19 protein-coding genes are annotated in these 21,895 nt (G+C 70.0%); all 19 read right to left on the bottom strand.

Translation table 11 applies throughout. The annotated features are described in order from the left end of the window. Nucleotides 1-28 precede the first annotated feature (28 nt). The 19 genes from ftsZ to AC2S9W_RS08790 all read right to left on the bottom strand — a co-directional run bounded on the left by ftsZ (nt 29) and on the right by AC2S9W_RS08790 (nt 21,843). Complete coding sequence (gene ftsZ / locus AC2S9W_RS08880; RefSeq protein WP_486571949.1) at nt 29-1,531, bottom strand: cell division protein FtsZ; 1,503 nt, start codon at nt 1,529-1,531, stop codon at nt 29-31. A gap of 208 nt (nt 1,532-1,739) precedes the next feature. After that, the gene (gene ftsA, locus AC2S9W_RS08875; RefSeq protein ID WP_067113103.1) at nt 1,740-2,996 is read right to left on the bottom strand and encodes a cell division protein FtsA; all 1,257 of its coding nucleotides are present in this window, start codon (nt 2,994-2,996) and stop codon (nt 1,740-1,742) included. Between the two features lie 4 nt (nt 2,997-3,000). After that, on the bottom strand, nt 3,001-3,939 hold the full coding sequence (locus tag AC2S9W_RS08870; RefSeq protein ID WP_486571948.1) for a cell division protein FtsQ/DivIB: 939 nt from the start codon (nt 3,937-3,939) through the stop codon (nt 3,001-3,003). After that, entirely contained in the window at nt 3,936-4,859 is a 924-nt protein-coding gene (locus AC2S9W_RS08865; protein WP_486571947.1) for a D-alanine--D-alanine ligase, read from the bottom strand. Before AC2S9W_RS08865 ends, AC2S9W_RS08870 begins: the two co-directional genes overlap by 4 nt. Before the next feature lie 154 nt (nt 4,860-5,013). Beyond that, nucleotides 5,014-6,006 (bottom strand): UDP-N-acetylmuramate dehydrogenase, encoded by a 993-nt coding sequence (gene murB, locus AC2S9W_RS08860; protein ID WP_486571946.1) that lies wholly within the window; start codon nt 6,004-6,006, stop codon nt 5,014-5,016. After that, entirely contained in the window at nt 6,003-7,436 is a 1,434-nt protein-coding gene (murC, locus tag AC2S9W_RS08855) for a UDP-N-acetylmuramate--L-alanine ligase (RefSeq protein ID WP_486571945.1), read from the bottom strand. The genes murB and murC overlap by 4 nt, the downstream gene beginning before the upstream one ends. Continuing rightward, nucleotides 7,436-8,614 (bottom strand): undecaprenyldiphospho-muramoylpentapeptide beta-N-acetylglucosaminyltransferase, encoded by a 1,179-nt coding sequence (murG, locus tag AC2S9W_RS08850; RefSeq protein WP_067105564.1) that lies wholly within the window; start codon nt 8,612-8,614, stop codon nt 7,436-7,438. The genes murC and murG overlap by 1 nt, the downstream gene beginning before the upstream one ends. A gap of 10 nt (nt 8,615-8,624) precedes the next feature. Beyond that, entirely contained in the window at nt 8,625-9,842 is a 1,218-nt protein-coding gene (locus AC2S9W_RS08845; protein ID WP_104959451.1) for an FtsW/RodA/SpoVE family cell cycle protein, read from the bottom strand. A 148-nt stretch (nt 9,843-9,990) separates the two neighbouring features. After that, nucleotides 9,991-11,307, bottom strand: coding sequence for a UDP-N-acetylmuramoyl-L-alanine--D-glutamate ligase (gene murD, locus AC2S9W_RS08840; protein WP_486571944.1), 1,317 nt, complete (start codon nt 11,305-11,307; stop codon nt 9,991-9,993). After that, on the bottom strand, nt 11,304-12,374 hold the full coding sequence (gene mraY, locus AC2S9W_RS08835; protein WP_104959450.1) for a phospho-N-acetylmuramoyl-pentapeptide-transferase: 1,071 nt from the start codon (nt 12,372-12,374) through the stop codon (nt 11,304-11,306). Before mraY ends, murD begins: the two co-directional genes overlap by 4 nt. Further along, complete coding sequence (locus AC2S9W_RS08830; RefSeq protein ID WP_486571943.1) at nt 12,374-13,750, bottom strand: UDP-N-acetylmuramoyl-tripeptide--D-alanyl-D-alanine ligase; 1,377 nt, start codon at nt 13,748-13,750, stop codon at nt 12,374-12,376. The genes mraY and AC2S9W_RS08830 overlap by 1 nt, the downstream gene beginning before the upstream one ends. After that, nucleotides 13,747-15,186, bottom strand: a complete 1,440-nt coding sequence (locus AC2S9W_RS08825) for a UDP-N-acetylmuramoyl-L-alanyl-D-glutamate--2,6-diaminopimelate ligase (RefSeq protein ID WP_486571942.1) — start codon at nt 15,184-15,186, stop codon at nt 13,747-13,749. The genes AC2S9W_RS08830 and AC2S9W_RS08825 overlap by 4 nt, the downstream gene beginning before the upstream one ends. Next, nucleotides 15,186-16,880: a peptidoglycan D,D-transpeptidase FtsI family protein gene (locus AC2S9W_RS08820; RefSeq protein ID WP_486571941.1), complete on the bottom strand. Its 1,695-nt coding sequence runs from the start codon at nt 16,878-16,880 to the stop codon at nt 15,186-15,188. Before AC2S9W_RS08820 ends, AC2S9W_RS08825 begins: the two co-directional genes overlap by 1 nt. Next, nucleotides 16,877-17,470, bottom strand: coding sequence for a hypothetical protein (locus tag AC2S9W_RS08815; protein WP_067105575.1), 594 nt, complete (start codon nt 17,468-17,470; stop codon nt 16,877-16,879). The genes AC2S9W_RS08820 and AC2S9W_RS08815 overlap by 4 nt, the downstream gene beginning before the upstream one ends. Continuing rightward, complete coding sequence (rsmH, locus tag AC2S9W_RS08810; RefSeq protein ID WP_486571940.1) at nt 17,464-18,441, bottom strand: 16S rRNA (cytosine(1402)-N(4))-methyltransferase RsmH; 978 nt, start codon at nt 18,439-18,441, stop codon at nt 17,464-17,466. The genes AC2S9W_RS08815 and rsmH overlap by 7 nt, the downstream gene beginning before the upstream one ends. Then, the gene (locus AC2S9W_RS08805; RefSeq protein ID WP_067105580.1) at nt 18,438-18,938 is read right to left on the bottom strand and encodes a division/cell wall cluster transcriptional repressor MraZ; all 501 of its coding nucleotides are present in this window, start codon (nt 18,936-18,938) and stop codon (nt 18,438-18,440) included. The genes rsmH and AC2S9W_RS08805 overlap by 4 nt, the downstream gene beginning before the upstream one ends. Nucleotides 18,939-19,319: 381 nt before the next feature. Then, nucleotides 19,320-20,477 (bottom strand): Gldg family protein, encoded by a 1,158-nt coding sequence (locus tag AC2S9W_RS08800; RefSeq protein WP_486571939.1) that lies wholly within the window; start codon nt 20,475-20,477, stop codon nt 19,320-19,322. After that, complete coding sequence (locus AC2S9W_RS08795; RefSeq protein ID WP_486571938.1) at nt 20,474-20,866, bottom strand: hypothetical protein; 393 nt, start codon at nt 20,864-20,866, stop codon at nt 20,474-20,476. Before AC2S9W_RS08795 ends, AC2S9W_RS08800 begins: the two co-directional genes overlap by 4 nt. Then, a complete protein-coding gene (locus AC2S9W_RS08790) occupies nt 20,863-21,843 on the bottom strand; it encodes a cysteine synthase A (RefSeq protein WP_067105585.1) in 981 nt (326 codons plus the stop codon). Before AC2S9W_RS08790 ends, AC2S9W_RS08795 begins: the two co-directional genes overlap by 4 nt. Nucleotides 21,844-21,895: the final 52 nt, after the last annotated feature.

Here is a 21,895-nt window from a genome sequence, read left to right as displayed (position 1 = left end):
CGTCGCAGCGGCCGCTCGATAAACCCCGTTACTGGTTATTCTGCCGCCCCAGGAAGCGCGGGATATCGACCCCGTCCTCCTTCTTCGCGGCATCGGCATCGGACGATGCCACGCCGCGCGACAGGCGCGACATGCGCTCGAACAGCGTTCCGCCGCCGATCGGACGCGCCGGGCTTTCGCCCGCCGGTGCGGCGTCGGGTGCGGGCGCCGCCGGAGCGGGCCGATACTCCGCCTCGGGCGCCGCGGCGGGTTCGCCGAGCACCAGTTCGCCGGTGGTGTCGTCATAGGTCGCGGCAACCTGCGAAAGCTCCATCGGCTCTTCCTCGGCCGGCGCGGGCGCGGGGGCCGGCGCGGTTTCGGCCGCCGGAGCATCGCTGATCGAAAAGCCGGGCTGCGGATCGCTGTCGGCCTCGACCGCCGGTTCGGCAGCGGGTGTTTCCTCGACGGGGCGTTCCTCGACCAGCGGCTCGATCGCTTCCTCCGCCACCGGCGCCGGCGCCGCGGCGCGGCCCGGCTGGAAGGAGAAGCTGCGCGCCGCGGGCGCGGGCGCCGCCGCACTGTCGCCGGTCCCGTCGATGCCGGTCGCGACGACCGACACGCGGATCTTGCCTTCGAGCGCTTCGTTGAAGGCGCTGCCCCAGATGATGTTGGCGTCGGGATCGACCAGCTCGCGGATGTGGTTCGCGGCCTCGTCGACTTCCATCAGGCGCATGTCCTCGCCGCCGACGATCGACACGATCACGCCCTTCGCGCCCGCCATCGACACGCCGTCGAGCAGCGGGTTGGCGATCGCCTTCTGCGCCGCCTCCAGCGCGCGACCGTCGCCTTCGGCCTCACCGGTGCCCATCATCGCCTTGCCCATTTCGCGCATCACGCTGCGCACGTCGGCGAAGTCGAGGTTGATCAGGCCGGGCATGACCATCAGGTCGGTGATGCCGCGCACGCCCTGCTGCAGCACCTCGTCCGCCATCGAGAAGGCTTCCTTGAAGGTCGTGTTGGGGTTCGCGACTAGGAAGAGATTCTGGTTGGGGATGACGATCAGCGTGTCGACATGTTCCTGCAGCTCGGCGATGCCCGCCTCTGCCGACCGCATGCGGCGCTGACCTTCGAAGGTGAAGGGTTTGGTGACGACGCCGACGGTCAGGATGCCGCGGTCGCGCGCCGCCTTCGCGATCACCGGCGCCGCGCCGGTGCCGGTGCCGCCGCCCATGCCCGCCGCGACGAAGCACATGTGCGCGCCGTTCAGCGCCTCTTCGACCTGGCTGATGCTTTCCTCTGCCGCCGCGCGGCCGACCTCGGGCCGCGAGCCCGCGCCCAGTCCCTGCGTGATCTGGGTGCCGAGCTGGATGCGCCGTTCGGCCGGCGAGGCGTTGAGCGCCTGCGCGTCGGTGTTGGCGACGATGAAATCGACCCCCTCGACGTGGGCGGCGATCATGTTGGCGATGGCATTGCCCCCTGCGCCGCCGACGCCGATCACGGCGATCCGCGGCTTCAGCTCGTCGACCTGCGGCGGGCCAATATCGATGCTCATCAAATAATCTCCCTGCAGCGGCGAACCCCTGCCGCCAGCCTCACCATGCGACCCAACGGGCGGTGGTCCCGCCGCCCGGATTCAAGGATGCGGACCCGTCTATGCCATGTTCGAGGTTTACCACAGACAGGGCCGCACTTAAGTCCCCGCATTGCACTATTGTGACGCCGGAATCACCCAAAAAATTAACCTTTCACGTTCGCTGCGATCAAAAGCTGCTTTTGAGCGCAGCCATCAACCGCTGGAGGATGCCGGCGCCCTTCGGGCGATAGATATCCTGCGCCATCATCGGCAGGTCGCGCAGGTCGACGGGGTCCGACGCGGCATAGAGAACCAGACCCGCCAGCGTCGCGAAAGCCGGTCCCGAGTGGGCATCGGGCAAGCCGTGCAAGCCGCGCGGTCGTCCGATGCGCGCGGCGCGGCCGAGCGCGCTCTGGGTATAGTCGGCGATGCCCTTGAGGTCGGCGCCGCCGCCGACCAGCACGACCTGCCGGCCCACCGGGCCGACGAAATGCAGGTCCTTGAGCGTCCGGCCGATCTCCCCCATCATCGTGTCGAGCCGCTGGCGGATCACCGCGACGAGCTGCGCACGGGTGATGCGCGGCGATTCGCCCCCCGCGGGGGCGCCGGGATCGAGTTCGATCACTTCGTTATTGTCGCGCGGGCTGGCGGACGCGGAGCCGTAGAAGCTCTGGAGCCGCTGCGCCTGGCTGCGGCGGATGCCGAAGGCGGAGGCGATGTCGTCGGTGATGTCGCTGGCACCGAAGGGCAGCGACGCCATCTCGACGAGCATCCCCCCGGCATAGAGCGACACGGTCGTCACCGACGCGCCGAGTTCGACGAGCGCGACGCCGAGGTCGCGTTCCTCGTCCGACAGGCAGGCGAGCCCGGCCGCAATCGGCGCGGCGACCACGGCGTTGACGTCGAGATGCGCCTGCCGCACCGCGACCTCCAGATTCCGCACCGGCGCGCCGTCGGCCATGATGATGTGGATGTCGACCCCCAGCCGGTCGGCGTGAAGCCCGATCGGGTTCTTGACCCCGGCAAGCCCGTCGAGCGTGTAGAGCGCGGGCTGCGCGTGCAGGATCATCCGCCCTTCCGGGTCGATGCCGGCGCGGCCCGCGGCGAGCAGGTCGTCGACATCCTCCTGTTCGATGCGGTGGCCGCCGAGTTCGCTCTCGATCGGCGCGACGTCGCTGATCAGGCAGCCGGCGGAGAAGGATACCCACACATCGTCGATGTTGAGTCCCGCGATGCGCTCGGCCTGCTCGATCGCCTCGCGCACGACATGCTCGGTCTGCTCCATGTCGGCGACATAGCCGCGCTGGACGCCGCGACTCTCGCGCTGTCCGGTGCCGAGGACGTGCAGCTGGCCGTCGGCGGTCTGTCCCGCGATCAGCGCGCAGACCTTCCACGACCCGACATCGAGCGCGGTGATGATCTTTTCGATGCGCGGCGGCGCCATCGTCCTACCCCTCGTTCGCGGTGCTCGCCGCGACGGCATCGGCGGTCGCGCGCGCGGCGTCGAGCTTCGCGGGCGCCACCTGCCCCTCGTGCGGCAGGCGTAGCACGAAACGGCTGGGATCGCGCATGTCGAAGCGCAGGATGCCGCGGCCGAGCAGCCGGTTGGCGCCGTCCATATGCGCGAATTTGGCGAGCGCACGCTTCGCCTCCGTCTCGCCTTCGGGCAGCGACAGCGTCTCGCCGCTGCGGAACCGCAGGTCCCAGCGGCGGTTGCCGACCCAGGTCGCGCCCGCCAGCAGTTCCTTGAGGCTGCTCGCCTCTGCCAACAGCCGGTCGAGGTCCTGCGCGCGGCGGTTGGCGCTGGGGCCAATGACCAGCGGCAGGTCGGGCATGGTCGCGACCGAAACGGGTTCGAGGACGACGCCCTTTTCGTCGATCAGCGACAGGCGGCCCGCATTCTGCCAGATCGCGGCGGGGGAGCGCTCGACGATATCGACGACCAGCGTATCGGGCAGCCGCCGCGACACGCGCGCATCCTTGATCCAGCCATATTGCATCAGGTCGTGGCGCACGCCCTCCAGATCGACCGCCGCCATCGAGCGATCCTTCTGCGCGAGCGCGATGTCATAGACTTTCAGCCGGTCGATGCGGTCGGCGCCGACGACCTCGACCTTGCGCACCTGGAACCCCGCGCGGCCGACGGCCTGCGCCCATTCCTCCTGCACCTTTGCCGTCACCCCCGTCGCATGGGCGGCAAGTCCGGCGACCGCGAACAGGCTGAGGCCGATCGTCCAGTTGGCGATCCGCTGAAGCGTCGCGGGCCGCACCGGCAGCGCGTTGATGATCGCGTCGAGGCGCGAGGTCTGGACCCGCCTGCGCTTGCGCGGCGCCCGGACCGGGCGGCGCGGCGGGGCCTTGGCGCGCTTGATCCGCGTGCTGCTCACAGGGCATCCTCCACGATGCGCTCGACCAGCTCGGCATAGTCGATGCCGATCGCGCGCGCCTGTTCGGGCACGAGACTGAGCGGCGTCATGCCGGGCTGGGTGTTGACCTCGAGCAGATAGATGCCCGCCAGGCCATGTTCGTCGTCCCAGCGGAAATCCGAGCGCGACGCCCCCTTGCAGCCGAGGATGCGATGCGCCTGGAGTGCCAGGTCCTTCATCCGCCGCGCCACCTCTTCGGGCACGTCGGCGGGGCAGACATGCTGGGTCAGGCCGTCGGTATATTTGGCGTCATAATCGTAGAAGCCCGACTTGACGCGCAATTCGGTGACGCCGAGCGGTTCGTCGCGCAGCACCGCGACGGTCAGTTCGCGCCCCTTGATGAAGGGTTCGGCCAGCAGCCGGTCGAACGCCTGCCACGGCCCCACGGCGTCGCGCGCGATCGGGTTGCCGTAATTGCTGTCGTCCCTGACGATGGCGACCCCGACCGACGAGCCTTCGTTGACGGGCTTCAGCACATAGGGACGCGGCAGCGGGTCGATGGAAAAGAGGCTTTCGCTGTCGACCATGGTCCCCGCCGGCATCGGAACGCCATGCGGCACCAGCGCCTGTTTCGTCAATTCCTTGTCGATCGCGATCACCGAGGTGACGAGGCCGCTGTGGGTATATTTCAGGCCCATCAGGTCGAGCATGCCCTGCACCGTCCCGTCCTCGCCCGGCACGCCGTGGAGCGCGTTGAACACGACGTCGGGATTCGCCTCTGCCAGCCGCTGCGCGACGTCGCGGCCCATGTCGATGCGCGTCACGCGGTGCCCGCGCGATTCGAGCGCGTCGGCGATGCCCTTGCCGCTCATCAGCGACACCTCGCGCTCGGCGGACCAGCCGCCCATCAGCACGGCGACATGCCAGGGGCCGCGGGTCATCGGAAAGTCCTCCCCGCTTGCGGGGAGGTGGCAGGCGCGAAGCGGCTGACGGAGGGGGCGATCGCGGCCCGCCGACGCTGTTTGAGGACGCCAGCCCCCTCCACCGCTTCGCGGTCCCCCTCCCCGCAAGCGGGGAGGATTTTGATTGCCACGCTCACGTCTCCACTCCCACGCGCTGAATCTCCCATTGCAGGTCTATGCCGCTGTTCGCCTTCACCCGGCGGCGCACCTCTTCGCCCAGCGCCTCGATGTCGGCGCTGGTCGCGGTGCCGGTGTTGATGAGGAAATTGGTGTGCTTCTCGCTGACCTGCGCGCCGCCGACCGTGAGCCCGCGGCAGCCGGCCGCGTCGACGAGCTGCCACGCCTTGTGCCCCTCGGGATTCTTGAAGGTCGAGCCGCCGGTGCGCGAGCGCAGCGGCTGCGACGCCTCGCGGCTCGCCGATATGCGGTCCATCTCGGCCTGGATCGCCTGCGGGTCGCCGGGGCGGCCGCGAAAGGTCGCGCCGGTCACCACCGCGCCCGCGGGCAAGGCGCTGTGGCGATAGCTGTAGCCGAGGTCGGCAAGCGGCAGCGTGCGGCGCTCGCCCGAGCGCAGCACGACCTCGGCCTCGACCAATATGTCCTTGACCTCGCTGCCATAGGCGCCGCCGTTCATGCGCACGAAGCCGCCGACAGTGCCGGGGATCGAGCGCAGGAATTCGAGCCCCGCGATGCCGGCGTCGCGCGCGGTCGAGGAGACGAGGATGCCCGACGCGCCGCCGCCGCAGCGCAGCGTCGTCGCATCGACCGCCGCGACCGTCGCGAACGCCTTGCCCAGCCGCACGACGACGCCGGGGAAGCCGCCGTCGCGGACGATCAGGTTCGAGCCGAGTCCGAGCGCCATGACGGGGATCGCGGGGTCGAGATCCCGCAGGAAGGCGGACAGGTCGTCGGCATCCTTCGGCTCGAACAGCCAGCCGGCGGGACCGCCCGCCTTGAACCAGACGAGCGGCGCCAGCGGGGCATCGGGGGTGAGCTTGCCGCGGACATTCCCAAATGCCGTTTGCCCTGAGCCTGTCGAAGGGCCGATCTTCCCTTTTTCCTCCGCACGAGAAAAGGACTGTCCTTCGACAGGCTCAGGACGAACGGCTTTGGGATCGGACGTCATGCCTGCCCCTCCACCGCCGCCGCCAGTCCTGCCGCGATCTTCGTGATGTCGCCCGCGCCGAGGCAGATGATCCGGTCGCCGGCGCCGATCTGCCCCGCCGCGATCGCCCCGGCGACCGTCGCGGCGAGCGCCGCGGCGTCGGGGACGAAGGCGACGTCGCGGTGGCCGCGGTCGCGCAGCCCCTCGACGAGCGCCGCCGACGTCACCCCCTCGATCGGCGCTTCGCCCGCCGCGTAGACCGGCAGCGCATAGACGATGTCGGCGTCGTTGAACGCCTGCTGGAACTCGTCCATATGGTCGCGAAGACGTGTAAATCGGTGCGGCTGGACCACCGCGACGACGCGCCCCATCCCCACGCCCTCGCGCGCGGCGGCGAGCACGGCGCGGATCTCGACCGGGTGGTGGCCGTAATCGTCGATGACTGTCACGACACCTTCAGCCGCCGCGATCTCGCCGACCTTGGTGAAGCGGCGCTTGACCCCCGCGAACCCCTCGAAGCCCGACACGATGCGCGCGTCGGGCACGCCCATGTGCAGCGCCACCGCGACCGCCGCGAGCGCGTTCTGGACATTGTGGCGGCCCGCCATCGGCAGATGGATGCCCTCGATCGTCCGGCTGCCCCCGTCGCGGTCCCGCACCACGACGTCGAAGCGGTTGCCGTCGGGTCCCGGCGTGACGTTGGTGCCGCGCACGTCGGCCTGCGCGGAGAAGCCGTAGGTGACGATGCGGCGGTCGCGGATGCGCGGGATGATCGCCTGCACCTCCGGATGGTCGAGGCAGAGCATCGCGGCGCCGTAGAAGGGCACATTCTCGATGAACTCGACGAAGGCGGCCTTGATCGCGTCGAAGCTGCCGTAATGGTTGAGATGTTCGGGATCGATGTTGGTGACGACCGCGATCGTCCCGTCGAGGCGCAGGAAGCTGCCGTCGCTCTCGTCGGCCTCGACCACCATCCAGTCGGACGCGCCGAGCCGTGCGTTCGAGCCATAGCTGTTGATGATGCCGCCGTTGATGACCGTCGGGTCGATCCCGCCCGCATCGAGCAGCGCGGCGACGAGACTGGTCGTCGTCGTCTTGCCGTGCGTCCCGGCGATGGCGACGGTCGACTTGAGCCGCATCAGTTCGGCGAGCATCTCGGCGCGGCGGACGATCGGCACGCGCTGCGCGAGCGCCGCCTCGACCTCCGGATTGCCGCGCTGGACCGCGGTCGAGGTGACGACGACCGCGACGCCCTCGACATTTTCGGGGGCGTGGCCGATCGCCACCTTGATCCCGCGCTTGCGCAGCCCCTCGACGACATAGGATTCGGCGATGTCGCTGCCCTGCACCTGATAGCCGAGGTTGTGCATCACCTCGGCGATCCCCGACATGCCGATGCCGCCGATGCCGATGAAGTGGATGATGCCGATATCGGTCGCGACGCCGCGCATCAGTTCGCCTCCCGCGCCGCGGCGACGCCGCTTGCCGGCGCGCGCTGGGCGCTGGCGCCGACGCGGATCACGTCCATCAGCGGCGGCGGCGCGAAGGATTCGACGAGGTCGGCCAGATCGCGCGTCGCTTGCGGTAGGCCGCAGCCCGCCGCATGCCCGGCCGCCGCCTCGAGCGCGCCGGGTTCGAGCGCCATGCGCTGGATATGCTTGGCGACCGCGGCGGGGGTGAAATCCGCCTGCGCGAAGGCGATGGCGCCCCCCGCCTCGACCAGGTCGACGACGTTCCAGCGCTGGTGATCGTCCATCGCGTGCGGATAGGGGACGAAGATCGCCGGGCGGCCCGCGCAGGCCAGTTCGGCGACGGTCGAGGCGCCGGCGCGGCCGATGAACAGATGCGCCCAGCGCAGCCGTTCGGGCAGGTCGGCGATATAGGGCGCGCATTCGGCCGCGACGCCGAGTTCGGCATAGCGGGCACGCACGCCCTCGATATCCGCCTCGCGCGCCTGCTGCACGACCTGCAGCCGTTCGAGCAGCGCGGGCGGCAGCATCGCGATCGCGGCGGGCACCACCTCGCTCAGCACCGTGGCGCCGAGGCTGCCGCCGACGACGAGCAGGCGGACGATGCCGTCCTCGGGCAGCGGCGGGAAGCCTTCCTCGCGGATCGCGACGATCTCCTCGCGCACCGGATTGCCGGTGAGGTGGCGCTTCATCGCCTGCTTTTCGGGGAAGCGATGGATGTTGCGGTAGGCGACGGCCACCGCATCGACGCGCGGCGCCATCAGCCGGTTGACGCGGCCGAGCACCGCATTCTGTTCGTGGATCACGCGCGGCCGCCGCGTCGCCCCCGCGGCGAGCAGGCTGGGCAGCGAGGGATAGCCGCCGAAGCCGACGACGACGGCCGGGTCGAATTCGCCGATCAGTTCGATCGCCTGCCGGCGCCCCTTGCGGATCGCCAGCGCCGCCTTGACCCAGCCGACGGGGCCGCCGTGGACGCGGCCGGCGGGCAGCACATGCGTTTCGAGTTCGGCGGGCGCGCCCGGAATCCTGAGGCCGCGGTCGTCGCTGACCAGCGCCACGCGGTGCCCGCGCGCGATCAGTTCGCCCGCCAGCGCATAGGCGGGCAGCATATGGCCGCCGGTGCCGCCGGCGGCGAGGAGGAAGTGGCGGGTCGCGGTCATCGGCGGGCGATCATTTCTTGTTCCAGTTGCGGGTCAGGGACACCCGCGCGGCATAGGGGTTCCGCCGGGTCAGCGACAAGAGCAAACCCATGCCGATCGACAGCGCGATGAAGGAGGAGCCGCCATAGCTGATGAAGGGCAGCGTCATCCCCTTCGACGGGAAAAGCTGGGTGTTCACCGCCATGTTGATCGTCGCCTGCCCCCCGAACTGCGCGATCAGTCCGGCGACGGCAAGGATCAGGAAACTGTCCTCTTCGTCGAGCAGGCGGACGAGAACGCGGACGATGATCGCGAGATAGAGGACGACGATGGCAAGGCACGCGATCAGCCCGAATTCCTCGCCGATCACCGAGAAGATATAGTCGGTGTGCGCCTCTGGCAGCTTGAACTTGGCGAGCCCGGCGCCGGGGCCGGTGCCGATCAGCCCGCCGGCGGTGATCGTCGCATGCGCCTTGTCCTCCTGAAAGCTGTCGCCTTCGCCGAACAGCCAGCTGTTGATGCGCTGGGTCGCGACCGAATAGGTGAAATAGGCGACGACCAGCCCTGCGAGCCCGCCGGTGGCGAGCAGCACGATGATCCGCATCGAAAGCCCCGCGACCATCACCAGCACCAGCCAGGTACCGATGAAGATGATCGTCTGCCCCAGGTCGGGCTGTCCCATCAGCAGCACCCCGATGATGCCGGTCAGGACGAAGGAGAGCGGCACGACCGGCAGGCTTTGGTCGTGGAGCCGCAGCGACAGGATCCACGCGAGCGACACCGCGAAGAAGGGCTTGAGGAATTCCGATGGTTGCAGCCGGAACATGCCGCTGCCGAGCCAGCGCTGCGCGCCGTTCACCGAGGCGCCGATCAGCGGCACCAGGAACAGCAGGATCAGGAAGGTCAGCGTGCCGTAGATGGCGAAGCGCCGCGCCTGCGGCTTGGGCAGCATCGACACCGCGAGCATCACCGGCACGCCGACGATCACCCACATCAGCTGGCGGTAGAAATAATAGAGCGGATCGAGGCTGGCGGTCGTCGTCGACAGTTTCTGCGCCGCGACCGGCGAAGCGGCGGCGACCGCGACCAGCCCGACCGCGACCAGCATCGAGACGAGGAGCAGCAGCACCCGGTCGATTTCCCAGAACCACAGGCCGAGCGGCGTGCGGTCGGCGCGGCTGAGCCGCGGCCCGCGGCGCTTCGCCGTCCGGGTCGTCGCCGCGATGACGGGTCGTTCGGTGGCGTTCATGCTGTCCGGCTCCCCACTCATGCCCTGGCCAACACCGGGCGGGCACCTGCCCCGTCCGTTCGCGTCGAGCGAAGTCGAGACGTCCATCGGCCGTGCACGACTTCGCGGCGTCTCGACTTCGCTCGACACGAACGGAGATGAAAGGCCGTCATTCGCCAAGCGCCAAAACGGCCGCGCGGAACGCGTCGCCGCGCTGCTCATAATCCGCGAACTGGTCGAAGGAGGCGCAGGCGGGCGACAGCAGCACGACGTCGCCCGGCCGGACGGCGGCGGCGGCCTGCGCGACGGCGGTCGCGAGGTCGCCCGACCGTTCGACCGCGATGGCGTCGCCGATCTCGGCCGCGAACGGGTCCATCGCCTCACCGATCAGATAGGCGCGCCTGACGTTGCCGAACCACGGGCGGCAGGCGGCGAGCCCGTCGCCCTTCGCCCGCCCCCCGGCGATCCAGTGCAGACGCTGGTCCGGCGCCGGCGGAAAGGCCGCCAGCGCCGGTGCAGCGGAAGCCGCGTTGGTCGCCTTGCTGTCGTTGTACCAGCGGGCGCCACGGGCTTCGCCGACCCATTCCATGCGATGCGGGAGCGCGGTGTAGGTCGCGAGCCCACGCTCGATCTGTTCGTCGTTCAGCCCCAGCACGCGGCACACCGCGATCGCGCAAACGGCGTTCTGTGCGTTGTGCGGTCCCTGCAGCGCGGGCCAGCGCGCCTGGTCGGCGGGGTCGATATCCTTTGCCGACACGCGGTGGAGCCGATGCGCGACGCGCCCCGCGATCATCCGCGACGGATCGTCGTCGACCGCGATCACCGCGACCTGATCGGGGGTCTGGAGCGCGAAGAGGCGCGCCTTCGAGGCGGCATAGCTTTCGAAACCGTCGTAGCGGTCGAGATGGTCGGGCGTGATGTTGGACAGCACGGCCACGTCGCAGGCGAGGCTGCTCGTCAGGTCGATCTGATAGCTCGACAATTCCAGCACATAGACGCCGACGCCGTTTTCATTTGGCGACAACGGATCGCGCGTCAGGATCGGCAGGCCGATGTTGCCGCCCATCAGCGCCGGGATCCCCGCCGTCTGGAGCATATGGGTGATCAGCGCGGTGACGGTCGACTTGCCGTTGGTGCCGGTGATGCCGACGACCTTGTGCGGGGGCAGATCGGCGCGCGCCTCCGCGAACAGTTCGACGTCGCCGATGACCGGCACGTGCGCCGCGCGCGCATGGTCGGCGATCGGATGGCGGTTGAGCGGCACCCCCGGCGAGACCACGACGCCCGCGAAACCGGCGAGGTCGATCGCCAGCGGGTCGCCGATATCGGCGCCGAGCGCCATCGCCGCGTCGCGCGCCTCCGCGCGGTCGTCCCACGCGGTGACACCCGCGCCGCCGGCGATCAGCGCCTCGACCGTGGCGAGGCCCGAGCGCGCCAGCCCGAGCACCGCATAGCGGCGGCCGGCGAAGGCGCGCGCGCCGATCATCGCAGCTTGAGCGTCGCGAGCCCCGCGAGCGCGAGGACGATCGAGACGATCCAGAAGCGGATGACCACGGTCGATTCGGGCCATCCCAGTTGCTCGAAATGATGATGGATCGGCGCCATGCGGAAGACGCGCCGCCCGGTGCGTTTGTACCAGAAGACCTGGATGATCACCGACAGCGCCTCGGCCACGAACAGCCCGCCGACGAGGACCAGCACCAGTTCGTGCTGCGCGGTGACGGCCATCGTCGCGAGCGCCCCGCCCAGCGCGAGGCTGCCGGTGTCGCCCATGAACACCGCCGCCGGCGGCGCGTTGAACCACAGGAAGGCCAGGCAGGCGCCGATGATCGCCGCGGCGAAGATCGCGAGCTCGCCCGCCCCCGGCACGTGCGGGATGCCGAGGTAGCCCGCGAACTTCGCATTGCCCGACAGATAGACGATGACGAGGAAGGTCAGGCTGGCGATCATCACCGGAAAGGTCGCGAGCCCGTCGAGCCCGTCGGTCAGGTTCACCGCATTGCCGAAGCCGACGATCAGCACCATCGCGAAGACATAGAAGAAGGGCCCGAGCGGGATGGTGACGTCGCTGAAGAAGGGCAGATAAAGGTCGGTGCCGGTGCGCGACACGATCAGCAGCACCGCGACCGCCGCGATGCCGAATTCGATCGCCAGCCGCACGCGCCCCGGAATGCCGCGATGGCTCGACTTGGTCACCTTGTCGAGATCGTCGAGGAAGCCGACGAGCGCGAAACCGCCGGTGACGAACAGGCAGGCCCAGACGAAGCGGTTCGACAGGTCCATCCACAAGAGCGCCGAAACCATCAGCGAAATCAGGATCATCAGCCCGCCCATCGTCGGCGTGCCGCGTTTCGCCAGATGGCTTTGCGGGCCGTCGTCGCGGATCGGCTGCCCCTTCCCCTGCCGCATGCGCAGCATCAGGATGAAGCGCGGCCCGATCCACAGCCCGATGATCAGCGCGGTCGCGACCGCGGCGCCCGAGCGGAAGCTCAGGTAGCGGATGAGGTTGAGAGCCCCGGGAAAGCCAAGCCATTCCGCCAGCCAATATAACATCAATAGTCCCCGTTGGTCAGCGCCGTGACGACATGCGACAGACCGACGCTGTTCGATCCCTTGACCAGCACGACGTCGCCGGCGCGGATCACGTCCTTCAGCCGCGCGGTCGCGGCCGCGTGGGCGGGCACATGCTCGAAATCGACGCGCCCCTCAAGCGCTTTGGCGAGCGGCGCCATCTCTTCGCCGACGAGCAGGGCGAACTGCACTCCCGCCGCGACGAGCGGAGCGGCCAGCGCTTCGTGATAGGCGGCGCCATCGGGGCCGAGTTCCTTCATGCTCCCCAATATCGCCACCTTCCGCCCGGCGGATTCGTCGCCGAGCAGGCCGATGGTCGCCGCCATCGAAGCGGGGTTGGCGTTATAGCTTTCGTCGATGACCCGAATCTCGCCGCCGGGCACCGCGACCCGGTGGCGCGCGCCGCGTCCCGCGAGCCCGCCCATCTCGGCAAAGGCGAGTCCCGCCGCGGGCAGGTCGCCGCCGACCGCCTTGACCGCCGCGAGCACCGCCAGCGCGTTCGACACCCAATGCGCGCCCGCCTGCGCGATGGTGAAGCAGAGCAGTGCGTCCTGCACCTGCGCCGTGACCAGCGAGCCGCCCTGTCCGTCGGGCAGCCAGTCGACCGCGCGCACGTCCGCGCCCTCGCCGAAACCGAAGCTGACGATGTGCGCGGCATGCTGCTCCGCCTTCGCGCGCAGCCGCGCATGATGCGGGCTGTCGAAGGGGATGATCGCGGTGCCGCCGGGTTCGAGCCCTTCGAAAATCTCGCCCTTGGCGTCGGCGATCGCCGCTTCGCTGCCGAAATATTCCATATGCGCAGGGGCGATGGTGGTGACGATCGCGACGTGGGGGCGGACCATGCGGGTCAGCGCCGCGAGTTCGCTTTCATGGTTCATGCCCATCTCGAACACGCCGAAATCGGCGGCCCCCGGCATGCGCGCGAGGCTGAGCGGCACGCCGACATGGTTGTTGTAGCTTTTGACCGAGCGATGCGCCTTGCCGGGGCGGAAGCGGTCGAGCGCCGCGAACAGCGCCTCCTTCGTCCCCGTCTTGCCCGCCGATCCGGTGACGCCGACGATCCGGGCATGGCTGCGCGCACGCGCCGCGATGCCCAGCGCGTTCAGCGCCGCCGCGCTGTCGGCGACGCGGACGTGCGGATGGTCGATGGCGGTTTCGCAGACGATGCCCGCGGCGCCGGCGACGATCGCCTTGTCGATGAACTTGTGGCCGTCGGTCGCCTCGCCCTTCATCGCGATGAACAGGTCGCCCTTTGTCACCTCGCGCGAATCGAAGGCGACGCCGTGCACGGTGAAGTCGGCGCTGGCGGTGCCGCCGGTGGCTGCGGCGATGGCGCGCGCTGTCCACAGCGGGGTCATGCCGCCGCCTCCCGCGCGACGGCGACGTCGTCGAAGGGGATGACGCGCGCCGCGGCGCCGCTGCCGACGATCTGCCCCTGCTCGTGCCCCTTTCCCGCGATGCAGACGATGTCGTCGGCGCGCGCCTCGGCGATCGCGGCGGCGATCGCGGCGCGGCGGTCGCCGATCACGCGCGCATCGGGCGCGCCCCCGGCAATCGCGGCGCGGATGGCGGCGGGATCCTCGCCGCGCGGATTGTCGTCGGTGACGATCAGCACATCGGCCCCGGCGGCCGCCACCCGGCCCATCTCGGGCCGCTTGTCGCGGTCGCGGTCGCCGCCGGCGCCGAAGACGAGGATCAGCCGCCCGCTCGCATGCGGGCGCAGCGCGTCGAGCGCCGCGGCGATCGCGTCGGGCGTGTGGGCATAATCGACATAGACCGGTGCGCCCGCGCGGGTGATCGCCGCGCGTTCGAGGCGGCCGCGCACCGGCTGGAGACGGGCGAGATTGGCCAGCGTCTGCTGGACATCGCCGCCGGTCGCGATGACGAGCCCCGCCGCGACCAGCGCATTGGCGGCCTGATAGGCGCCGATCAGCGGCAGCGTGACCTTCTGCGCGAGCGGCCCCGCGGCGATCGTCAGCGACTGGCCGAGCTGGGTCGGCTCGCGCGCGACGAGCCGCAGCGCCTCGCCCTCGCGCCCGACCGTCATGATCCGCAGGCCGCGCTGCTTCGCTTCATATTCGGCCGCCGCCGACCACAGATCGTCGGCCCAGATCACCGCGACGCCGTCCGGATCGACCACTTCGCGGAACAGCCGCATCTTCGCCGCCAGATAGGCGTCCATGTCGCCATGATAGTCGAGATGGTCGTGGCTGAGGTTGGTGAAGGCGGCCGCCTTCACCGGCACCCCTTCGGTGCGATACTGGTCGAGGCCGTGGCTCGACGCTTCGAATGCGGCGTGCGTCACGCCTTCCGCGGCGAGCCCCGCCATGTTCGACAGGAAGGTCACGATATCGGGCGTCGTCAGCCCGGTCGAGGCGCTGTCGTTCGAGGTGGTGATGCCCAGCGTGCCGATCGAGGCGGCGTGAAAGCCCGCCATGCGCCAGAGCTGGCGCGTCATCTCGACCGTCGAGGTCTTGCCGTTGGTGCCGGTGACCGCGACGCAGGTCGCCGGAAAGCGGTGGAAGAAGCGCGCCGCGATGTGCGCGAAGGCGCGCCTTGGGTTGGGGTCGGCGATGTGCACCGCGCCCGCCACCGTCGCCCCCGGCCGCGCGACCACGGCGATCGCGCCGGCCGCGATGGCGGCGGGGATGAAATCCTCACCGTTGAACCGTTCGCCGGCGAAGGCGCCGAAGATCGTGCCCGGCGCGACCTTGCGGTGGTCGATGGCGAGCCCGGTGACGACCGGGTCGGCACCCGAGGGGCCCGGCGGGTCGAGGAGCGCCGAGAGACGCATCAGTCCGCCTTCCCGCCCTTCCAGAGCAGCGGCGTCAGTTCGGACACGTCGACGTCGCGGCTTTCGTCGGGGAAGACGCCGAGCATCGGCCCCGCGCGCATCACCACTTTCCGAACCACCGGCGCGGCGGTCCAGCCGGCGGTGCGCTGCCCCGAGCTGAAGGCGTTGCCCTTCGGCTCGTCGATCATCGCGAGGACGACGTAGCGCGGATTGTCCATCGGGAAGGCGGCGGCGAAGGTCGAGACGAGCGAATGGCGGCGATACCCGCCCGCGCCCGGCTTTTCGGCGCTGCCCGTCTTGCCGCCGACGCGGAAGCCCGGCGCGTCGGCCTGGCGCCCGGTGCCGTCGGACACGATCAGGCGGAGAAGCTGGCGCATCCGTGCGCTGGTCGACGCCTTGAACACGCGGCGCCCCTGCGGCGGCGCCTTGTCGCCCAGCCTGAGGATCGTCGCCGGGCGCCAGATGCCACCGTTGACGAGCGCCGCATAGGCGCTGGCGAGGTGCAGCGGGGTCACCGCGATGCCGTGGCCGTAGCTGGTCGTCATCGTCGTCAGCCGGCCCCAGTCGCGCGGCCACAGCGGGAACGCCCGTTCCTTGATGTCGATCCCCGGCCGCTTGTCGAACTCGAGATTGCGGAACAGCTCCTCCATCTTCTCGCGGCCGAGCTGGTCGGCGATCTGCGCGGTGACGACGTTCGAGCTGTGGATCAGCGTTTCGGGCACGTTGAGCCAGCGGCCCATGCTGTGCGAATCGCGGATGCGGAAACCGGCGATCGCGAGCGGCCGGGTCGCGTCGTAGCGCTTCGCCATGCTGGTCACCACGCCATTGTCGATCGCCGCCCCGATCGACAGCGGCTTGAAGGTGGAACCGAGCTCGTAGAGGTTATAGGTCACCGCGTTGCGCCGCGCGCCGCCATTGTCGGGCACCAGCTTGTTCGGATTATAGGTGGGCAGCGAGGTCATGGCCAGCACTTCGCCCGTGTGGACGTCGAGGATCAGCCCGGCGCCGCCGATCGCCTCCAGATTGGCGACGGCGTTCGACAGCTCGCTTTCGAGCACGCCCTGCACGCGTGCGTCGATCGACAGCGCCAGCGGATCGCCGCGCGTCGCCTTGTCGGTCAGCCGTTCCTCGAACGCGCCCTCGACCCCGGTGACGCCCTGCCCGTCGGCGTTGGTGAAGCCCAGCACGTGCGCGGCGAGCGAAAGCTGCGGATAGAGCCGCTCCTTCTCGCGCGGGAAGTCGAACCCGACATCGCCGATCGCGTTGACCGCGGCGACCTGATCGGGCAGCGCGCGGCGGCGGATATAGGTGGGACGCGGCCCGTTCAGCTTTGCGAGCAGTTCCTCGCGCGGCATGTCGGGAAATATCCGGTGCAGTTCGTCGGCCAGATAGGGCCGGCTGTTGAGCAGCTTCGACGGCACGACACGGATCGAATAGCCGTCGATCGTCCGCGCCAGCGGCACGCCGTTGCGGTCGACGATGTCGGCGCGCGCGGGCACGAAGGCCGCCGATCCGTTGCGGTGCCCGGCGGAAGTGTCGAACAGCGCGAAATAGACGAGCCGCACCGACACGAGGAAAAAGGCCGCCATGAACAGCAGCATCAGCATCATCAGACGCTGCTGCGCGGTCAGCAATATCTGCTGCCGCACCCCCGCGGTCCGTACCCGGGTCGGTCGGACGACCAGCGTGTTCATTGCGGCGTCTTGCCTCCCGCCGCTTCGCGGGCCGCCTGACGCTTGAGGTCAGCGAGCGTCGATTCGGTGAGGAGCTGATCCTCGATCATCTTGAGCTGTTCGCGCCGCCGCGTCGGCGCCATGTGCGGCAGCGCATCGCTGCGCACCGCGCTGTCCGCCTGCGCGAGCACGACGGGCTTTTCGGCGGCGGGCCGCGCGGCGGCGGGCGGGGCGGGCGCGGCTTCGGGCGTGCCGACCGGGCTGACCATCGCCATCAGCACCGGCGCGACCTCGTTCGCGCCGCGTGCGCGCGGCAGGCGGTCGATCGAGGCGAGCTGCGTCTCGCTCGACAGATATTGCGACGCCGAGGGCGCCGAATAGCCGAAGGTGTCGGCGTTCCACTGTTCGAGCTGGCGCATCGACGCGCGCACCGCCAGTTCGGATTCGAGATAGCGGATATTGTCGCGCGTCCGGTCGATCTGCTTTTCGATGCGCGACAGTTCGCTGCGCGTCGCCGCGACCTTGAGCGACACCGGGTAGAGCATCATCGCGAAGACCAGCACCAGCAGGACCAGGCCGATCCCCTGAAGCTTGCGGGCCGCCATCAGCATGACATCGCCTCCTTCGTCATCGTCGCGGGCCAGGCGGGCGCCGCCGTCCGCACCGCGCTGCGCAGCGTCGCCGAACGCGCGCGCGGATTGCGCGCCTCTTCGGCCTTGCCCGGGCGCAGCTTGCGCGCGGGCGGGTGGAAAGTGGCGGCCCGCGCCGAAGGAAGAAGCGCGGGCCGGTGGCGCGAACCGCCGGCGTCGCCGCCGCTGCGTTCGCGCAGGAAATTCTTCACGATGCGATCCTCGGTGCTGTGAAAGCTGACCACCGCAAGACGGCCGCCGGGACGCAGCACGCGTTCCGCCGCCTCCAGCCCCGCGACCAGTTCGTCGAGTTCGCCGTTGATGTGGATGCGGATCGCCTGAAAGCTTTTCGTCGCCGGGTCCTTCGGCGCGCCCGGCGGATGCCGCAGCGCCTTGCGGATCACCGCCGCGAGTTCGCCGGTGCGCGACAGCGGCCGCGCGGCGACGATCGCGCGCGCGACGCGGCGCGACTGGCGCTCGTCGCCATAATGATAGAGGACGTCGGCGATCTCGCTCTCGTCGGCGCGGTTCAGCCACTCGGCGGCGCTTTCGCCCTCCTGCGCCATGCGCATGTCGAGCGGGCCATCGGCTTGAAAGGAAAAGCCGCGCGTTTCGCGGTCGAGCTGCATCGACGACACGCCGATGTCGAAGGCGATGCCGTCGATCGCATCGATCCCGCGCGCCGCGAGCAGGCGGTCGATCTCGCCGAAACGGCCGTGGATCAGCGTCAGCCGGCCGCCGGCCTCGTCGACCAGCGCCTGCCCCTCCGCGATCGCGTCGGGGTCGCGGTCGCAGGCGATCACTTCCGCCCCCGCCGCGAGCATCGCGCGGGTATAGCCGCCGGCGCCGAAGGTCGCATCGACGTGCCGCTCGCCCGGACCGATGACGAGCGCGGCGACGACCTCGTCGCGCAGCACCGGATCGTGGCGAGGATCGCGGGGAAGCCCGGTCACTTGCGCGCCCTCCCCTTCGTTTCGGCCCAGGCGGCCGCGAGCCGCTTGAGCACCGGATCGGCCTCGGCGCATTCGGCAAGCGTCGGCAGCCACCAGATTTCGAAGCGGCGACCCGATCCGACGAAGGCGGTCGCCCCCGCCTCTCCGACGCGGTCGCGCGCGGTGAAGTTGGGGAGGAAGCGCCCGCTGTCGTCGAGCGTATAGGCCTCGGTATAGCTGAAGCGCTTCTTGAACGCCTCGTCCTCGTCGAAGTCGAGATTGCGGGCGAGCGCGGTGTCGCGATCGCGCTCGATCTCGTCGGAGAGGCGGTCGTACTGGTCCTGCCCATAGGCGACCAGGCAGGGCAGCTTTTCATGGAAGCCGACCCAGAGCACGCGCTGACCGTCCGCATTGAGGGGCACATTGTTGCGGAACTGCGAAGGGACGGCGATCCGCCCCTTGCCATCGATCGCGGCGAAGTTGGTGCCCGAGTATCGTCCGGGCGTTACAACCGCCATCGCTGCAGCCCCTATTTCTCGCGCCTCCGGGCAAAACTTCCCTGATCCCGAAATCGCACGGATTCCGGGTCAAATGACTCAGGCGGAGATTGCCCCTCTCCGATTCCTGCCTATCAAGAGTCGTTCGGGGTGGAAAGGGGTATTTTAGGGTGAAACCGGGTATTTACGCCCCAAATTGGCGATTCCGAGGTGAATCGAGCGCCAAAACGGGCATGCGGACGCCCTAAAGCGCTTCCGGCGACAGATCATGGATCGAAACGGATTGGCCATTATCCCTGTTCGGCAACCAATTGCTCCCGGCGAAAGCCCGGTCCACGCGGGGCAGCGCTTCGCAATCTGGACCCCGGCTTTCGCCGGGGAACCGTATCGGGATTCAACGCCCTAACCGACCGCCGGCCGTATCCACAGCGGGCGGAGCCAGCCTTGCGCGTCGTCCCGTCCGGCAAGCCGCGCCGCGATCCATTCGATCGTGTCGGCCTTGCGCAGATGCGCGGCCCAGGGCGGGACCGGCTGCCACAGCGGCGCGAACAGCAGGTCGGCGTCGCCGACCAGCCATGCCTGCCCCCGTCCGATCGGACAGGCGGCGACGCGCGCGTCGGCAAAGCTGCGGCATCCGGGCGGCAGACGCGCGAAGCGCCCGGCGCTGAACAGGCGCAGTCGCGCGCCGTCGACATCGACCGGCCGCGCCGCGCGGTCGCCCGGCGGCGCAGCATCCAGCGTCACGCCCCAATGATCGAGCAGCGGCGTGAGCAGGCTCGTGACCGGCGGATTGCGCGGGTCGCCGAGCGGATGCGCGGGCGGCCATCCCGACAGCGCGTCGGCGAGCACGACCGCCCGGCCTCCGCCGCGCACGAAGGTGTCGATCGCCACCAGCTCGCGCGGCGCGAGCGCGCGCGGGTGCGCGAGCAGCAGCGCGCCGCCCGGCGGCGGCGGATGGTCGACAAGGCTGTCGACGAGGCGGACCGGCAGCGCCGCCTCGATCGCACGGAGCGCCGGATCGTCCTGCGACCCGTCGGCGATCATCGCCGCGATGCCGCCGCCACCGGCCCAGCGCAACGGCAGCCCGGTCAGCATCGTCGCGGGCGCTGCCGCGCGGAAGGCCGGGCGATAGAGCGGTGCAAGCGCGGCGTGGCCGGCGGCGAACCAGCCGACAGCGAGCAGGAGCAGCGCGGCGACCCGAAGGCCGGCATGCCGGCGCCAGCGAACGATTGCGTCGCACAGCCACGCGGTGGCGGCGCCCGCGACGGCGACCAGCGCGACCCCTCCCCCATCGAGCGCGTGCGCCAGCAGAAGGGTGAGCAGACACTGGATCGCCGCAAGCGACAGCAGCGCAATCAGGACGCCGCGCCGTCGCGCGGGGGCCGCATCGTCACGGCGCCACCAAGCTAGCAGCGCCAGCGGCGGCACGAGCAGCGGCAGCGCGAGCGCGGCGTCGATCCGGCCGAGCATGGCCTGCCCGCCGGCGAACCAGGCGAGCGCCGCGGCAAGCGCCGCGACCGCGAGCGCCGGCCACAGCGACCCGCGGGCCGATGCCGTCACCGCTTCGACTGGCGAGCGCGGGCGAGTTCGGGATCGGGTTCGAGGTCGGGCACGGTCGCCACCGACGGCGGTGCCTGCGGCACCTTGATCGCGGCCCCCGCATTATCCTCCTTCGACACCGGCTGGACCCCCAGGTCCTCGAGCGGCGCGCTGCCGCTGCCAGCCTCTGCGCCGGGCAGGCGGACCGCGGTGGCGGTCGCGACGTCCTTGGCCGCATTCTCACGCGCCCGGTCGCCGATCACGCCCGCCAGCCCGACGAGCAGCAGCACGGTGACGACCCCCGCGATCCCGATCTGCAGCCGGCGCATCGTGTCATGGACCGGCACCGCGTCGGCGGGCGCCGACGCCTGTCCGCTCGCGGCCGGGGACCTGATCTCGAGCCGGGTCACGCCGCCGCCTCCGCGAGCCCTTTGCTCGCGAGCCATTCGGGGTTGTAGAGCGTCGAGAGATAGCGAAAGCCGCTGTCGCACAGGATCGTCGCGATCCGCTTGCCGGGGCCCAGTTCGCGCGCCAGCGCCATCGCGCCCGCGACGTTGATCCCCGACGAAAGGCCGAGGCATAGCCCCTCTTCGGCGAGCAGGCGGCGCACCACCGCCAGCCCCTCCGCATCGGAAATGCGGAACTGCGTGTCGATCGGCGCGCCGTCGAGGTTGCCGGTGATGCGGTTCTGGCCGATCCCTTCGGCGACGCTCGACCCCTCGGGCTTCAGTTCGCCGCACTTGTAGTAATTATAGAGTCCGGCGCCGTGCGGATCGGTCAGCGCGATGGTGATCGCCGCGTCCTTGGCCTTCAGTCCCAGCCCCGTTCCGGCGATCGTCCCGCCGGTCCCCGCGGCGCAGGTGAAACCGTCGACGCGGCCGTCCATCTGCCGCCAGATCTCCTCCGCCGTGCCGAAGATATGCGCCTTGCGGTTGGCGATATTGTCGAACTGGTTGGCCCAGATCGCATTGTCGGTCTCTTCGGCGATACGGCGCGAGGTGTGGACGAAATGGCCGGGATTGGCGAAGGGCGCCGGCGGCACGAGCACCAGTTCGGCGCCGAGCGCGCGGATCGTCGCCATCTTCTCGGCGCTCTGGTTGTCGGGCATGACGATGATCGTCTTGTAGCCGAGCGCGTTGCCGACGAGCGCGAGGCCGATGCCGGTGTTGCCCGCGGTCCCCTCGACGATCGTGCCGCCGGGCTTCAGGCTGCCGTTCGCCTCGGCGTCGCGGATGATATAGAGCGCCGCGCGGTCCTTCACCGATCCGCCGGGGTTCGCATATTCGCACTTGCCCCAGATTTCGCAGCCCGTTTCCTCGCTGGGCCCCTTCAGCAGCACCAGCGGGGTGTTGCCGATCAGGTCCAGGCTATTTTCAGCGATGGTCATGCCCCCGATCTAGGACGACGGCCCATGCGCCGCAAGACAGCTTCGCTTGGCC

It is taken from the genome of Sphingopyxis sp. 550B (genome assembly GCF_057401805.1).
This window is presented reverse-complemented; position numbering and strand designations above follow the sequence as displayed.

Excerpts from the sequence above, each read along its gene's own strand:
- murC (WP_486571945.1), bottom strand. The coding sequence starts at position 7,436 with ATGCGCGGCGTCGCGACCGATATCGGCATCATCCACTTCATCGGCATC.
- AC2S9W_RS08825 (WP_486571942.1), bottom strand. The coding sequence starts at position 15,186 with ATGCGTCTCTCGGCGCTCCTCGACCCGCCGGGCCCCTCGGGTGCCGAC.
- ftsA (WP_067113103.1), bottom strand. The coding sequence starts at position 2,996 with ATGGCGCCGCCGCGCATCGAAAAGATCATCACCGCGCTCGATGTCGGG.
- AC2S9W_RS08790 (WP_067105585.1), bottom strand. The coding sequence starts at position 21,843 with ATGACCATCGCTGAAAATAGCCTGGACCTGATCGGCAACACCCCGCTG.
- murG (WP_067105564.1), bottom strand. The coding sequence starts at position 8,614 with ATGACCGCGACCCGCCACTTCCTCCTCGCCGCCGGCGGCACCGGCGGC.
- AC2S9W_RS08845 (WP_104959451.1), bottom strand. The coding sequence starts at position 9,842 with ATGAACGCCACCGAACGACCCGTCATCGCGGCGACGACCCGGACGGCG.
- AC2S9W_RS08820 (WP_486571941.1), bottom strand. The coding sequence starts at position 16,880 with ATGAACACGCTGGTCGTCCGACCGACCCGGGTACGGACCGCGGGGGTG.
- murD (WP_486571944.1), bottom strand. The coding sequence starts at position 11,307 with ATGATCGGCGCGCGCGCCTTCGCCGGCCGCCGCTATGCGGTGCTCGGG.
- mraY (WP_104959450.1), bottom strand. The coding sequence starts at position 12,374 with ATGTTATATTGGCTGGCGGAATGGCTTGGCTTTCCCGGGGCTCTCAAC.
- AC2S9W_RS08805 (WP_067105580.1), bottom strand. The coding sequence starts at position 18,938 with ATGGCGGTTGTAACGCCCGGACGATACTCGGGCACCAACTTCGCCGCG.
- AC2S9W_RS08865 (WP_486571947.1), bottom strand. The coding sequence starts at position 4,859 with ATGACCCGCGGCCCCTGGCATGTCGCCGTGCTGATGGGCGGCTGGTCC.
- AC2S9W_RS08815 (WP_067105575.1), bottom strand. The coding sequence starts at position 17,470 with ATGCTGATGGCGGCCCGCAAGCTTCAGGGGATCGGCCTGGTCCTGCTG.
- AC2S9W_RS08830 (WP_486571943.1), bottom strand. The coding sequence starts at position 13,750 with ATGACCCCGCTGTGGACAGCGCGCGCCATCGCCGCAGCCACCGGCGGC.
- ftsZ (WP_486571949.1), bottom strand. The coding sequence starts at position 1,531 with ATGAGCATCGATATTGGCCCGCCGCAGGTCGACGAGCTGAAGCCGCGG.
- murB (WP_486571946.1), bottom strand. The coding sequence starts at position 6,006 with ATGACGTCCGATCCCAAAGCCGTTCGTCCTGAGCCTGTCGAAGGACAG.